General features: G+C 58.2%; 13 protein-coding genes. 5 read left to right on the top strand and 8 right to left on the bottom strand.

Going from position 1 to position 12,416, the window contains the following annotated elements:
* Positions 1-180: 180 nt before the first annotated feature.
* Together COA55_RS01345 and COA55_RS01340 are read left to right on the top strand one after the other, a co-directional pair.
* Positions 181-966, top strand: a complete 786-nt coding sequence (locus tag COA55_RS01345; RefSeq protein WP_063519500.1) for a thioesterase family protein — start codon at positions 181-183, stop codon at positions 964-966.
* Positions 963-1,607 (top strand): 1-acyl-sn-glycerol-3-phosphate acyltransferase, encoded by a 645-nt coding sequence (locus COA55_RS01340; RefSeq protein ID WP_063519499.1) that lies wholly within the window; start codon positions 963-965, stop codon positions 1,605-1,607. The genes COA55_RS01345 and COA55_RS01340 overlap by 4 nt, the downstream gene beginning before the upstream one ends.
* Before the next feature lie 18 nt (positions 1,608-1,625).
* Here the strand turns inward: COA55_RS01340 and COA55_RS01335 are convergent, their stop codons facing one another.
* A complete protein-coding gene (locus tag COA55_RS01335) occupies positions 1,626-2,852 on the bottom strand; it encodes a GAF domain-containing protein (RefSeq protein WP_290500233.1) in 1,227 nt (408 codons plus the stop codon).
* A gap of 137 nt (positions 2,853-2,989) precedes the next feature.
* Here COA55_RS01335 and COA55_RS01330 point away from each other — a divergent pair, with 137 nt between their 5' ends.
* Positions 2,990-3,256, top strand: a complete 267-nt coding sequence (locus COA55_RS01330) for an acyl-CoA-binding protein (RefSeq protein WP_063519497.1) — start codon at positions 2,990-2,992, stop codon at positions 3,254-3,256.
* A gap of 51 nt (positions 3,257-3,307) precedes the next feature.
* Here COA55_RS01330 and COA55_RS01325 read toward each other — a convergent pair whose 3' ends face one another.
* From COA55_RS01325 to COA55_RS01315, 3 genes are all read right to left on the bottom strand, one after another.
* Positions 3,308-4,498 (bottom strand): tetratricopeptide repeat protein, encoded by a 1,191-nt coding sequence (locus COA55_RS01325; RefSeq protein WP_290500231.1) that lies wholly within the window; start codon positions 4,496-4,498, stop codon positions 3,308-3,310.
* Between the two features lie 166 nt (positions 4,499-4,664).
* Positions 4,665-5,279, bottom strand: coding sequence for a hypothetical protein (locus tag COA55_RS01320; protein WP_063519495.1), 615 nt, complete (start codon positions 5,277-5,279; stop codon positions 4,665-4,667).
* An 11-nt stretch (positions 5,280-5,290) separates the two neighbouring features.
* A complete protein-coding gene (locus COA55_RS01315) occupies positions 5,291-6,256 on the bottom strand; it encodes a DMT family transporter (RefSeq protein ID WP_290500428.1) in 966 nt (321 codons plus the stop codon).
* Between the two features lie 134 nt (positions 6,257-6,390).
* Here COA55_RS01315 and COA55_RS01310 point away from each other — a divergent pair, with 134 nt between their 5' ends.
* Entirely contained in the window at positions 6,391-7,152 is a 762-nt protein-coding gene (locus COA55_RS01310; RefSeq protein WP_290500229.1) for a M90 family metallopeptidase, read from the top strand.
* On the top strand, positions 7,152-7,466 hold the full coding sequence (locus tag COA55_RS01305; protein ID WP_290500228.1) for an antibiotic biosynthesis monooxygenase: 315 nt from the start codon (positions 7,152-7,154) through the stop codon (positions 7,464-7,466). The genes COA55_RS01310 and COA55_RS01305 overlap by 1 nt, the downstream gene beginning before the upstream one ends.
* A gap of 9 nt (positions 7,467-7,475) precedes the next feature.
* On the opposite strand, the gene COA55_RS01300 is transcribed toward COA55_RS01305, so the two are convergent.
* The 4 genes from COA55_RS01300 to minC form a co-directional block, all read right to left on the bottom strand.
* Positions 7,476-9,833: a hybrid sensor histidine kinase/response regulator gene (locus COA55_RS01300; RefSeq protein ID WP_290500227.1), complete on the bottom strand. Its 2,358-nt coding sequence runs from the start codon at positions 9,831-9,833 to the stop codon at positions 7,476-7,478.
* A gap of 337 nt (positions 9,834-10,170) precedes the next feature.
* Entirely contained in the window at positions 10,171-10,422 is a 252-nt protein-coding gene (gene minE / locus COA55_RS01295) for a cell division topological specificity factor MinE (RefSeq protein ID WP_063519356.1), read from the bottom strand.
* Positions 10,423-10,425: 3 nt separating this feature from the next.
* Positions 10,426-11,241 carry a septum site-determining protein MinD gene (gene minD / locus COA55_RS01290; protein ID WP_290500226.1) on the bottom strand — a complete coding sequence of 272 codons (816 nt, stop codon included), beginning with the start codon at positions 11,239-11,241 and terminating at the stop codon, positions 10,426-10,428.
* 33 nt (positions 11,242-11,274) lie between these two features.
* Positions 11,275-12,006, bottom strand: coding sequence for a septum site-determining protein MinC (gene minC, locus COA55_RS01285; protein WP_063519272.1), 732 nt, complete (start codon positions 12,004-12,006; stop codon positions 11,275-11,277).
* Positions 12,007-12,416 lie beyond the last annotated feature (410 nt).

The raw sequence follows: 12,416 nt of genomic DNA, 5'->3' as shown, positions 1-12,416 counted from the left end.
AGAGGCGCCTATGCTACCGGCAAGGGGCGCCAAGCGCATGGGGAAAACGCGTTTTCCGCTTGTTTTATGCACACGATTGTTGGTTATGGCGCCCTTGCGACGGGATAATGACTTTTACCGATCTGATGAGGATGGTAAATAAAGGGCCGCTATTTTCAGGCATGCAAAAAGTGAGAGATCATGACATTCGATGAAATTTTGGCCACGGTGGATGGCAAGGGCAGTGCCACCTTCCCTGAAGGCTGGGGGCAGGGCCGCGCGCTGTTTGGTGGATTGGTCGGCGCGGTGCTGTTTGATCATCTGCAAAAGACAGTGGCGAGCGGGCGGTTCTTGCGCAGTTTTTCTCTGTCTTTTGTGGCGCCGGCATCGCCTGGGCAGGTTGCTCTGGACGCAACGGTGCTACGGGAAGGGAAATCGGTGATGCAGGCGATGGTGTCTGCGCGCCAGGGCGAGCAGGTGGTCGCGGTGATGCTGGCCAGTTTCGGCGTGGGCCGGGAGTCCAAAGTGGTGGTGGAAGGGCCGTCAGCGCCAGGTTTGAAAGGGGCAGAACAGAGCATTGCGTTGCCGTTCATCAAGGGGCTGACGCCGGACTTTCTTTCCCATTTTGATATCCGCTACGCAGAGGGTATGCCGCCGTTTAGTGGCAGTGCAGCGCCGGATTTCGGGGGCTACATGGGCTTCACCGTACCCCCGGAAACAATGAGCACAGCGGCGCTGATTGCCCTGGTGGATACCTGGCCGCCTTCGGTGCTGCCGTTGCTCAAAGGCCCGGCACCGGCCAGTTCCCTGACCTGGACCATGGAGCTGCTGGATGATCCGGGGTCTCGCCCGGCGGATACTTTGTGGCAATATCGGGTAAACACTGACCAGTGCAGTGATGGCTATGGACAAAGCCAGGCTGTGATCTGGGACGCGGCTGGCCAAGCCGTGGCACTGAGTCGACAGACATTTACGGTATTTGCATGAAATCGGAACTGGCACCGCTGACAGCGCGAACACTGGGGGATCAGGTGCCCCGTCGCGGCCACTGGCTGCTGGCGGGTCTGGGCAGACTGATTCTGGGGGCGATGGGATGGCGAATTGTTGGCAGCTTGCCCAATACGTCCCGGGTGGTTCTGGCGGTTGCTCCTCACACTTCAAACATTGACGGGGTGATCGGCATCAGCGCCATCCAGTCCTTGCGAGTCCATGTGCGTTTCATGGGCAAACACACCCTGTTTGAAGGGCGTCTGGGGCGGCTCATGTACTGGCTGGGGGGCATCCCGGTGAACCGGGACAGCGCTGAGGATGTGGTGGACCAGACCACTGCGGTCATGCGCGAGACGCCGTTCTGGCTGGGCCTGGCACCAGAGGGCACACGTACCGGCGCCAAGCGATGGAAAACCGGGTTTTACCGTATTGCCGAGCAGATGGCGGTGCCGATTGTGGTGTTGGGCTTTTGCTATCGGCGCCGGCAGGTGCGCATTGTCGATTGCTTTCTGCCCACCGGGGATATGGATGCGGACATGGCCCGGATGGTGACATCACTGGCCGATATCGTGCCGCGCAAGCCTGCCTTGCTGTCCGCCCCACTGAAAGCGGCCAAAGCCGCCCGTGGCATTGACTGAGGCAGCGGGGAAGAGTGTTTATGCGTTGGCGCTGGCGGCCTGGTCCAGAAACTGCTGGCGGCGTTGCGCGGATTGCAGCGCGAAGGCCAGGGGGCGATGCAACTCGCTGATCAACGTTTGCTGTTCCTGATCAAACCCCTGAGTGTTGGCGATCTCAATGATGCCCAGCGGGTGGTCTCCCTGTATCAGGGGCCACAACAGTACCGCACCCGGCGGCCGTTTGCCCTGGCCGGTTTCCAGATCCAGATAATTCTCGGGTACGTGATGTTGCTGCATCAGCAGCCGCTGGTTAAGCGCAGCGCCGAGCAGCCCTTCGCCCGCGGGTAGGGTGCTTCGGGTTTGAGCTGCGTCGTTCAGAGCCCAGCCGGCTTGGCGCACCAGGGTGTTTTCTTCCAGTGTGTAGGCGGCGCCCACCTGCGCGTTCACTTGCTGAACCAGATATCCCAGCACCCGTTCCAGTAATTGTGTGGGAGTCAGGTTGCCGGCGATTTGTTCCATAAAGGTATTGAGCTGCTGTTGCCGGTGGGTATCTTTTTCTGCCTGCTCCCGCCAGTGTTTCAGTTGCTCGGATTCATGGGCCAGCAACAGGTTGTTGGCAAAATTGCGCCGGGCACTGATATCCAGAATGTAGCCGTTCAGGGTGCAAATGATCAGCGGGATACCGAATGACAGGGATACCAGCAGCAGCGGGAGTGCCAGGCCCATGAGCAGGCTGATTGCGAAGGCCACGACTGCGGCAATGGTGCAGGCGACCAATGTCTGCCGGGGCGGCAGCCGCAGAATCGAAAAGCCGATAATCAGCAGATAAATGGTTTCAAACGAGGAAATTTGCCCGGGGAAACTGCCATTGAAGCGGATGGAGCCCAAGACCGTACCGGATAGGGATAATCCCAACGCCAGATACATGATGCCAATGGCGTGGGGGCGCAGCCAGCTCAGGCGGGTACAGCACCACAGCCCGATCAGGGCAGCAGCGATGGGGTATACGCCGTAACTTCGCCAGGCGGCCATTTCCGGCGTTTTGACCAGCACAATGACCGGCAGCACGACCAGCAAATACAGCCCCATCAAAAGGTAAACGGAGCGATTGATCAGGTCCCGTGCGCGTTGATGTGCGTGTGCGCCATACCGCCGTTCCAGGTCGCGATCGAATTGCACCAGAAAGGTACTGAGGGCATTACGAAGAATGCCTTCCTGCTGTTGGTCGAGGGTCTGGCTGGCCCGGGATTGCCCTGCGTCGCTCATGGCGTAACCTGATTATTCTTCGTTTTGATTTTGTTGGTAGCGCTTATGTTGATTCATCCGCGATCACAGCGCACTATTTCCTGCAGAAATTAAGGCTTGTGCCTTATACAACAATGATCACATCGACAGGAAACATCATGACCGATACTGCCCGATTTGAACAAGCCCAGAAAGATGTCAAAACCCTCGACAGCAAACCGTCCAATGACGACCTGCTTTTCTTGTATGCGCATTTCAAGCAGGGAAGCGCCGGAGATGTGGCCGGCAAGCGTCCGGGAATGCTGGATATGGTGGGGCGCGCCAAGTATGACGCCTGGGCCAAGCTGAAGGGCCTGGGGGCAGACGAGGCCAAACAGAAATACATCGACAAGGTGGATGCCTTGTTGAAAAGCCACAAGGGTTGATTGTGCGGGGGCCTGTGATGGTTGCTATGGTGTGTTAGGCATCCTTCATCATCAGGACTTCTTCTGCAGCAACTGGGCTTTGCCCAGTTGCGCTTCTCCCGCCAGGTTCCGGTAGAACGTTTCCAGTTCCGGGAGCTGCGCTTGCAGCGCTTTGCGCACCTGACGCCGCGCGTTAGTCAGATTCGATTCCACCTGCTGTTTCTCCAGTGCCAGCTGGTCTTTGCGTTGCTGGAGCGCCGGCGGCAGTGCGGTTCCGCCAAGTTTGTTGAGCCGGGTATTCAGGCGTTTCAGCCGTTCCCTCGCGTCGGCCAGCTGTGTTTTCAGTTCGTCGGCATCCGGGGCGTTTCGCAGGATGCGCTGCAAGTCTGCAATTTCCTGTTCGGTGGCGGTTTTTTCACGCTTTGCTGCGGTGCGAAAGGCCCCGTTGGTCAGGTCTCTGGCGGTGGCATGCTGGATGGCGTTGTGCAGATCGGTTTCCCTGCGGTCCAGACATTTGTGTTGATGGTGGGCGGCCATCAACTGACGGGTGGCCGTAAGTACTTCGCTATCGTTATCACGGACCATGGCCAAAACCAGCTGGTCCATGACTGTGGTGCTGTTGCCGGCCACGGTATTGGTCAGGGTGCGGTATAACTGGTCCGGCTCGTTGGAGAGTTGATTCAGGGCTTGCAGGTTCTCCGCCGCCTTGGTCAGTGCCAGGTTGTACACCGGCAGGGCCAGCGCATCGGCGCCCTGGTTGCGCCAGTCATCGCCAGCCAGTACCAGGCCGGATACCGCCCGGGGGTTGCCCGGAAAACGCGCGGCAATACGGATAAACCAGGCTCTGGCCCGCTCCTTGTCGCCATCGCGCCGATAGCTTTCTGCCAACAACAGGGCGGCATCCACAGCCGCCGGACTGTTCTGCTCCACTTCACTGAGTTGTTGACGGGCAAACTCGGTATCGCCGTCTTTCAGCGCCAGTGCGGCCAGCCGCAGGCGCGCATAATTACCCAGAATCGGTTTGTTGATACTGCTGGCATGCTGGTTATAGGTGAGCAGGGCGCGGGCTTGTGTTGCTGTGGCCTGGTGACCGAGCAGGTCCAGGAGCTGTTCATCATCCTCGCTGATAGTCAGGGAGGATGACGAAACGGCGGAGGGAGCCGCACTCAGGCAGGCAGAGTCTGCCATGCTGCCAAGGGGCAGCAGTAGAAGTGTCAGGGGCAGGCTGGCGATAGCCGCGCGTAAAAACGGTGCCGTCATCATGTCAGTCTTTTTATTATTGGCGTTATTGGGCCCAAATGGTGCGCCAACTGGCGAATGAGAGAAGGAACTGGGTCACACGGCAGTGTACAAAGTCGTCAGGGGCTTGCCGGACAGCCAATGGGCCCCGCTTCACGAGTGTGGCGAAGCGGGGCCGTGAGGCTGGAGATCAGAAGCCTCGATAGCTGGTTGCGACGATGACAACCGCAGCAATAACCACCAGGATGCCCACGATGAACATCACCGTGGCCAGAATGCCCAGCACCTTGCCCGCCAGCGTCATGCCTTCACCGCTGTTATCCATATTGCCCTGGCGCATGGCCGCCAAATCCTTGTTGCCCAGGATCCAGGCGACAATGCCGACCGGGGCAAATAGCAGTACCCCCAACAGGCCAAGTGTCAGCACCAAGCCGCCACGGTGCGGCGCTGCGTTTGTGTTGATCGCGGTGTTTTGCGGGGCGTTTGTCACAGGTTGATGGCGACCGGTAAAGGCGGCACCCAGCATCAATGCGCTGATGATCAGATACAGCCCGTTGTAGATGCCGCTGGAAATCAGACCGAAGAGATCGCCAGATATCCTGTCGTCATACAGCATTTCGATCAACACGAATTGCTGCAGGCACATATAGGCGATATGGACCAGGCTGAGTAGCGAGGCGATCAGCACCAGAATCGCGGCAGTCCGTGCCTTTGGCATGAAAATGCCGGCCAGTACAAAGCCGGCAATGGCGACCAGAAAGGTTGGCAGCGCCATGGTGATGAGTTGTGCTATTTCTCCACCCATTGAAACTCCTTTTACTTGGGGGTTGGAACAAAAATCCGGGTCAGGAAAATTTTGAGGAGGCTGCGTACAGCACGCCAGCGATTGACCAGAAGCGATAGAAAGATCAGCGCGCAGCCTGCCAGTTGCAGCAGCGTCATTTGTTCACCGAACCAGGCGGCGGCCATCAGTGCCGTCCACATGGGTTCCAGCACCATAATGACAACGCCATGGCTGTGCAGTGACAGGCTTTGCGCATAGGTTTGTACCAGAAAACGCAGGGCAGTGCCTACCGTGGCACTGAGCACCACCCACAGTACCAGTAGTGGTGTGGCGTTGGCCGCGACACTTTGCCAGGGTTCAAAAATGGCAGACAGCACCCCGGTCAGTACGCCCACCACGGCGAGCACCATGGTGGTTAGCGCCAGGGCCGGGACGCGAGGGTGTTCAATGGATTCACCATTCGTCCCCCGGGTAGAGAGGGGGTTGGCGGCGCGGGTATTGAGATTGAAATAAAGCGCGAAAATGGTGGCAGCGGCCACAAAGAATAACTGCCCGGCCTCCAGATGCAGTTCCTGATCCAAAGACAGCAGGGCCAGCCCTGCGGCAGCCACTGGCAGTGCGAGCCAGGTACTGCCAGGCACCGGTTCGGCAAAAATCAGCCGGCCTAGCACTGGCACCAGCACCACGCCCAGGCTGGTCAGAAAGGCGCCTTCCCCCACGTGTTCGCCCATGGCCAGGCCCATTACCCAGCAGCTCATGGCAATGCCGAAAACGGTACCAACCCGGACACAGCGGAGCAGCTGCTGGCCGCTCAGACGGCGCAGTTGATGATGCGCCGCCATGGCCAGCAGGCTTGCCGCCAGCAGGAAGCGCAGCGACATGAATAACAGAGGAGGCATGGCCAGCACCGCTTCTTTGGAGAACATCCAGCTGATGGCAGCCAGAAGCGTGACCACCAGAAGCAGCAGGTCGGCTTTATGGGATGGGCGGATAGGCACTGAACAGTATTCGCAGTAGAAACCGGTTGGCGATGGTAGCACAGCCATGCTGACCGGTAACGACTGGTGAAACGCCACTTTCATGGTCAAAGTAGACGCCAGTAATCACAAACAGTAGAACGTGAGGACAGTGAATGTTTGCAGCCTGGAAAAACTGGCGGGACGCCCGTCGGGTCAGGAAGATGGGGTATACCCGGCAAGAATGGGAGGCCGCAGTGGGCGATTGGCCATTGATGGCCAGGTTTGAAGGTAAAGAGCGAACGGCGTTGTTTGATCTTTCGCTGCGCTTCCTGGCCCGCAAAAGCATCGCCTCTGGCGGCGGGTTCGCTTATACCGATGCCATGTGCCTGAAAGTGGCAACCATGGCCTGTGTGCCCATCCTGTACCTGGGGTTGGATTGGTATGACGGTTGGTACACGGTGATTTTGTACGAAGGCGCCTTCATTCCCAATCGGCCACACCTGAGCGAAGACGGCGTGGTTCATGCCCAGGGGCCTGTGCTGGCCGGTGAGGCCTGGCATCAGGGCCCGGTGATTCTCTCCTGGGACGCGATCAGTGATGCCTGTGCGCCGGATAACCGGGCCAGCAATGTGGTGATCCATGAAATGTCCCACAAACTGGACATGCGCCGTAATGGCGCCAACGGCAGGCCGCCGTTGCATACCGGGATGAACCCGAAACAATGGCATGACACCTTCACCGCGTGCTGGGAAGAGTTGCTGAGCGATTATCAGCACCACCGGCCCATGCCGGTGGATGCTTATGCGTTGACCGGTCCGGGTGAGTTTTTTGCGGTGTGCAGTGAGGCCTTTTTCGAAGGGCCGGACCAGCTCTACAAGGACTGGCCGGCCCTGTACCGCCTGTTGGCACAGTTTTATCGACAGGGAGAGCGCTGATGAAATTTATTTTTGAGGTACGGGTCAAGCCGGGCTTTAGCGTGGAGGAATATGCCCGGGGCTGGGTGGAAGCCAGTGAAATCATTCAGCAAAGCGAAGGAGCAAAAGGCACCTATTTGCACCGCAAGATTGGTTACCCGGACACCGTACTGGCCATCGCCCATTGGGAGAGCAAGGCACACCGCGATGCCAAGGACGACACCCGCAGCGCCAGGGTCAAGGCAATTCTGGAAAAGCACGCCAAAGTCGTCGAGGTTACCGTGATCGGCGAGTATGAAGAGCCGGAATGGCAGGCCCTGCCAGGCACGATGTGATGCTGTTGGTTAGCGGGGCGGAGACCACTGCAACAGCTTTTCCTTGAGCTGTGAGCGGGTCACCGGCTTGGATATATGGTCGTTCATGCCGCAGGCGAAGCAGCGTTCACGATGCTCTGTGGTGGCATGGGCGGTGAGCGCCAGAATGGGCAGCGGTTCTCGACCTAGCTGACTTTCCAGATCACGGATAAGCCGTGTGGTTTGATAGCCATCCAGTCCCGGCATTTCGCAGTCCATCAATACCATATCCGCGAAGCCCTGTTGCTGGCTTATCGCTTGCAAGGCTTCTTCACCGCTGCTGGCAAGCTTGACCTCCACGGACAGGGTGTCGAGCAGTGCCCCAATCACCATCTGGTTAACGGCGTTGTCTTCCACCACGAGGACGCGTAGCCCCTCGGTACCATGCTGCGCCGGACGTTCCGGCTGGTTCTCGTTTTTCTCGCTTCGTTGCAGAGGGACCGTAAGGGTAAATATGGAGCCCTTGGCGGGTTTACTGCGTGCCTCCAGCCGTCCTTGCATTAGTTCAGCCAGCTGCCGGGAAATGGCCAGCCCCAGGCCGGTTCCGCCGTATTTTCGTGAGGTGGAGCTGTCTGCCTGCTGAAAGGAGTGAAACAGGTTGCTCAGTTCCTCACGGCTGATACCGATGCCATGATCCGATACCTGGCAGCTGAGCAACAGGGTGTCACGTTCCAGGCTGTCTGCGGTGCGGGCTTTAAGGGCAATTTCTCCGTGATCGGTAAATTTCACCGCATTGGAAAGCAAATTGAGCAATATCTGACGTAGCCGTGTCGGATCGCCCTTGACCCATTCCGGCAGGGTTTCGTCCCAGTCGCTGACCAGGTGGATGTTCTTCTGCTCCGCGCTGGCGTGGAAGATCATCAGGCAATCCTCCAGCAATTGGTGAAGATTGAATGTGCTGACCTCCAGTTGCAGTTTTCCTGAGCTGATTTTCGAAAAGTCGAGGATGTCATTGATGACATTGAGCAGGCTGCTACCGGCACTGTAGATGGTTTCCACATAGTTGCGCTGTGTCGCGTCCATGCGGGTGCCTCGGAGCAGGTCTGCCAGCCCCAGTACTGCATTCATGGGGGTGCGTATTTCGTGGCTCATCTTGGCGAGAAAATCACTCTTGGCGTCATTTTCCGCCTGAGCACGGGCAATTTCCTGTTGCCGCTGCAGGCTTTCCTTCTTCAGGCTGCGAAAGCGCCCGGCAAGCCCGAAAGACAAAAGAACCTGTTGCATGACCAGACCGACCTGAACGCCGATTACCGTGAGAATTCCGGGCAGGGTGATGACGCCATAGGCGCCCAGCGCCAACAACGTGACGGTGAGCAGGAATGTGCTCCATGCCAACACGAAAATGCGGGCCTCGGGGCGCCCCTGAAATAGACTGTAAAGCCCCGAAAGCAGCAAGACCGCCAGCGTCAGCAGGGCAACGCCACCTTGCAGTGGAGCCAGGGTGCCGACGGGGCTAGCCAGCAGGATGGCGATAATGATGGCTTGGGTAGCGCACAGGAACAAGAGAAGCCGGTCCAGCCATTGCCATCGCCGGGTTTGTAAATAATCGCGCGCAAACAGTAACCCGGATAGCAGGCTCATGTAGCCAAAAAAGTGATTGGTGTTTTGCGGTAATACCTGGGATTCGAACCAGAATTGCTGCAAAACCCCCTGCAGGGTGGCCACATAGAGTGTGGATGAAGCCAGATGCAGAACGTAGAAGCGGCTGTTTCTTTCACGTCCGCCCAGCCATAGCACCAGGTGGTAGCACAGTAGCCCCAGGCCAATGCCGTAAAACCCTCCCATTAGCCATTCGTTGCTGCTTTGTTGTTCGATGAATGTATTTCGGCCGACGAGGCTGACCGGTACGGTCATGGCGCTGGTCAGTGAGTAGACGCGCAGATACAGGGTGCGCGGGCTATCCGGTAACAGCGTGAAGGGGAGAGTGAAAGTGCGGATATGCACGGGGCGGCTGGAAAAAGGCAAGGTGTCGCCCATATGGGTTGATTGCACGCCTCGGTCGTCGACCAGAAAAAAATCCACTTCATCCAGGATGGCATAGTCGACCTGTAGCCACAGCGGCAATTCTCCGTCGCCAGTGTTTTCGAAGCGCACGCGAAACCAGCAGGCATCGCGCCGATAGCCAAAGCTGATTTGTTGGCGCTTGAGCGGCTGGTAGTCAGCCTGGCGGGCGTCGGTCAGGGTGGCTTCGCCGGTGCCATCACACCAGCTTTGCAAGTTGGGACCGAGCGGCATGGACTGCACTGGGGGGTGCAGTGAGAGGGTTTGTATCGATGTCGAAGTGCCGGCCAGCGCGATGCCTGGCAGGTTCGCGAGCAGTAGCAATCCAATCAGCGCTCTGACCAACATGGATTTCCCTCCGTTCTCAAGCGGATTGGCTGCGTCGCTATTGGCAAATAGCCTGTCTACGCGATGCCATTATCCTGGCAGAGAACACCTGATTTTATTGTTTTATCGGGCCAAGGAGCCTCATGGCACGCCTGCCTGAAAGCTCGAGCAGCAAGGCTGCGCAGGCAATTTATCGTGACACTATGGTGGCGCAATTGTCCCAGTGAGGCCAGTGATGGAAGGCTACATGAGAACAGGCAAGGTGGTGTGAAAGGGGGGGCGAAGAGGGCGGCGTGCGGCTATCGGCGTGCCGCTGTTGCGCGAGTGGCCAACAACAGGGGCACGTCCCGATAGGGAATCAGCCTTCCGGCAGGGTGATATTCAATTCGAGAATCTCACATCCGGATTCCCGGTCAACCTGAACGTTAACCGCGTCCTGATCCACTGGCACATACTTGCGTACTACCTGAAGCAGCTCTTCCTGAAGCTGTGGCAGGTAATCCGGGCCGCCGCGGGTGGAGCGTTCGCGGGCGACAATGATCTGCAGGCGTTCTTTTGCCACAGATGCCGTGTTTTGCCTCTTGGGAAGCAGATAACTGAAGATGCTCATCCGTTAGCCTCCAAACAGACGGCCGAATAGACCTTTCTTGTTAGTGGTAAGAAAGCGGTGCGGCAGCTGGTCGCCCAGAAAGCGGGCAACGGCATCGCTGTAGGCCTGGCCGGCATCGGAGTCCGTGTCCAGAATCACCGGGCTGCCGGAGTTACTGGCGTTGAGTACCGCCTGGGATTCCGGAATCACGCCCAACAGTTCGATGGCGAGGATTTCCTGCACGTCTTCCACCGAGAGCATCTGCCCGTTTTCCACCCGTTCCGGGGAGTAACGTGTCAGCAGCAAGCGAGAGGGGATATCGCCATCGCCTTGTTCGGCATGGCGGGTCTTGCTGGCCAAAATGCCGATGATGCGGTCGGAGTCCCGTACGCTGGAGACTTCCGGGTTGGTGACGACCACGGCCTCATCGGCGAAGTAGGCGGCCATCAGGGCGCCTTTTTCGATGCCGGCGGGGCTGTCGCAGATAATGTAGTCCATCTGCATGTCATCACGCAGGGCGTTGAGCACGCCTTCCACGCCTTCAATGGTGAGGGCGTCCTTGTCGCGGGTCTGGGAGGCCGGGAGGATGAACAGGTTGTCCACCTTCTTGTCCTTGATCAGCGCTTGCTTGATGTTGGCATCGCCACTGATCACGTTGACCAGATCATAGACCACACGGCGTTCGCACCCCATGATCAGGTCCAGGTTGCGCAGGCCCACATCAAAATCAATCACAGTGGTTTTAAAACCGCGCAGGGCAAGGCCTGTGGCCAGCGCTGCACTGGTGGTGGTTTTGCCGACGCCACCCTTGCCGGATGTCACGACCACGATCTTCGTCACGCTCTTCTCCTTACCTTCCATGTTTCATGTACGCTAGTTCAGCGCGGTAAAATGCATCGCTTCGCCCTGCATGTATAGATGCACGGGCCGGTTACGGTATGACTCGGGCAGGTCTTCGGCTACCCGATAATGGCCGGCAATGGATACCAGTTCGGCATTCAGTTGCTGGCAAAAAATACGTGCGCTGGTATCGCCGCGAACCCCGGCCAGGGCGCGGCCGCGCAGGTTGCTGTACACATGAATGTTGCCGTCGGCCATGATTTCCGCGCCGGTGCTCACCGGGGCGAGCACGATCAGGTCGCCACGGCTGTAGACCTGCTGACCGGAGCGTACCGGCTGGTCGATGACCATGGTTTCAACCTGCTGAGCAGCGGGCTTGCTGTTCGCAGCACCATCGTCCGTGGCCGGTGCGGGTTCGGCGCGGCGGGGTACATCACGGCCGCCGGCCAGGCTCAACGTGCCCAGACCCAGCATGCTTGCTGTGTCCGTATCAATGTTTTCGCTACGGGCCAGGGCAACCAGATTGACCCCCAGGCTGCGCAGCGTATCCACAGCGGCCATCAGCGCCACGGGATCGCTATCCAGCTCCGGGCTCACATCGATTACCACGGGGGCTTCCTGTAACCACTGGGCGGCGTCTTCCAGGCGCTGACTCACCTGTTGGTGGAGGACATTGGCATCCAGATTTTTCAACTGGAGGACCGTCATCATCAGCATGCGGCCCTTGAATTCGATTGCGGTTTTTTCTTCGACGACTGCTGTCATTACTGACCTGTTGTCCGAGGGGCAAAGGGAGGCAAAAAGGCGCTCCGGGCCCAGTGGGGCGTAATTTGGGCAAGACTAGACGAAAGCGACCATGCGTAAAAGCGCCAAAAGGGTGATCTGAATGTTAAATCTCTGTGAGATTGGGCAGATCGGGGATTAACTGCTGGAAAAAGCAGCATTTTGCGCAAAAACGTCAGCGTTGCCTTTTTGTGAAAATGAGCACTGGTTAATGTTTGTGCAGCGGTGCAGGTTCATCGCAAGCTGGAACGTCACTTCGGAGCCGGCTGGCAGGAGGGACTGGAAAAGAAGAGAAGGGCGGAATGGTGAGCACCATCCCGCCCCGGTGGTTTACATCATTGGCCGTTCGGCGTGGACCTTCACTTCTTTCAGGTCCTTGTCGAAGGCGTCGG

The organism is Alcanivorax sp. (assembly GCF_002733835.1).
In the GTDB taxonomy this organism is placed as follows: domain Bacteria; phylum Pseudomonadota; class Gammaproteobacteria; order Pseudomonadales; family Alcanivoracaceae; genus Alcanivorax.
Note: the sequence above shows the minus strand (reverse complement) of the source record. Positions and strands in the feature narration are given on the sequence as shown.

Bases quoted from the DNA above. Each gene is read 5' to 3' on its own strand.
- minC (WP_063519272.1), bottom strand. From the start codon at position 12,006: ATGACAGCAGTCGTCGAAGAAAAAACCGCAATCGAATTCAAGGGCCGC.
- COA55_RS01305 (WP_290500228.1), top strand. From the start codon at position 7,152: ATGAAATTTATTTTTGAGGTACGGGTCAAGCCGGGCTTTAGCGTGGAG.
- COA55_RS01345 (WP_063519500.1), top strand. From the start codon at position 181: ATGACATTCGATGAAATTTTGGCCACGGTGGATGGCAAGGGCAGTGCC.
- COA55_RS01335 (WP_290500233.1), bottom strand. From the start codon at position 2,852: ATGAGCGACGCAGGGCAATCCCGGGCCAGCCAGACCCTCGACCAACAG.
- minE (WP_063519356.1), bottom strand. From the start codon at position 10,422: ATGAGCATCTTCAGTTATCTGCTTCCCAAGAGGCAAAACACGGCATCT.
- COA55_RS01300 (WP_290500227.1), bottom strand. From the start codon at position 9,833: ATGTTGGTCAGAGCGCTGATTGGATTGCTACTGCTCGCGAACCTGCCA.
- COA55_RS01320 (WP_063519495.1), bottom strand. From the start codon at position 5,279: ATGGGTGGAGAAATAGCACAACTCATCACCATGGCGCTGCCAACCTTT.
- COA55_RS01325 (WP_290500231.1), bottom strand. From the start codon at position 4,498: ATGATGACGGCACCGTTTTTACGCGCGGCTATCGCCAGCCTGCCCCTG.
- COA55_RS01340 (WP_063519499.1), top strand. From the start codon at position 963: ATGAAATCGGAACTGGCACCGCTGACAGCGCGAACACTGGGGGATCAG.
- COA55_RS01330 (WP_063519497.1), top strand. From the start codon at position 2,990: ATGACCGATACTGCCCGATTTGAACAAGCCCAGAAAGATGTCAAAACC.
- COA55_RS01310 (WP_290500229.1), top strand. From the start codon at position 6,391: ATGTTTGCAGCCTGGAAAAACTGGCGGGACGCCCGTCGGGTCAGGAAG.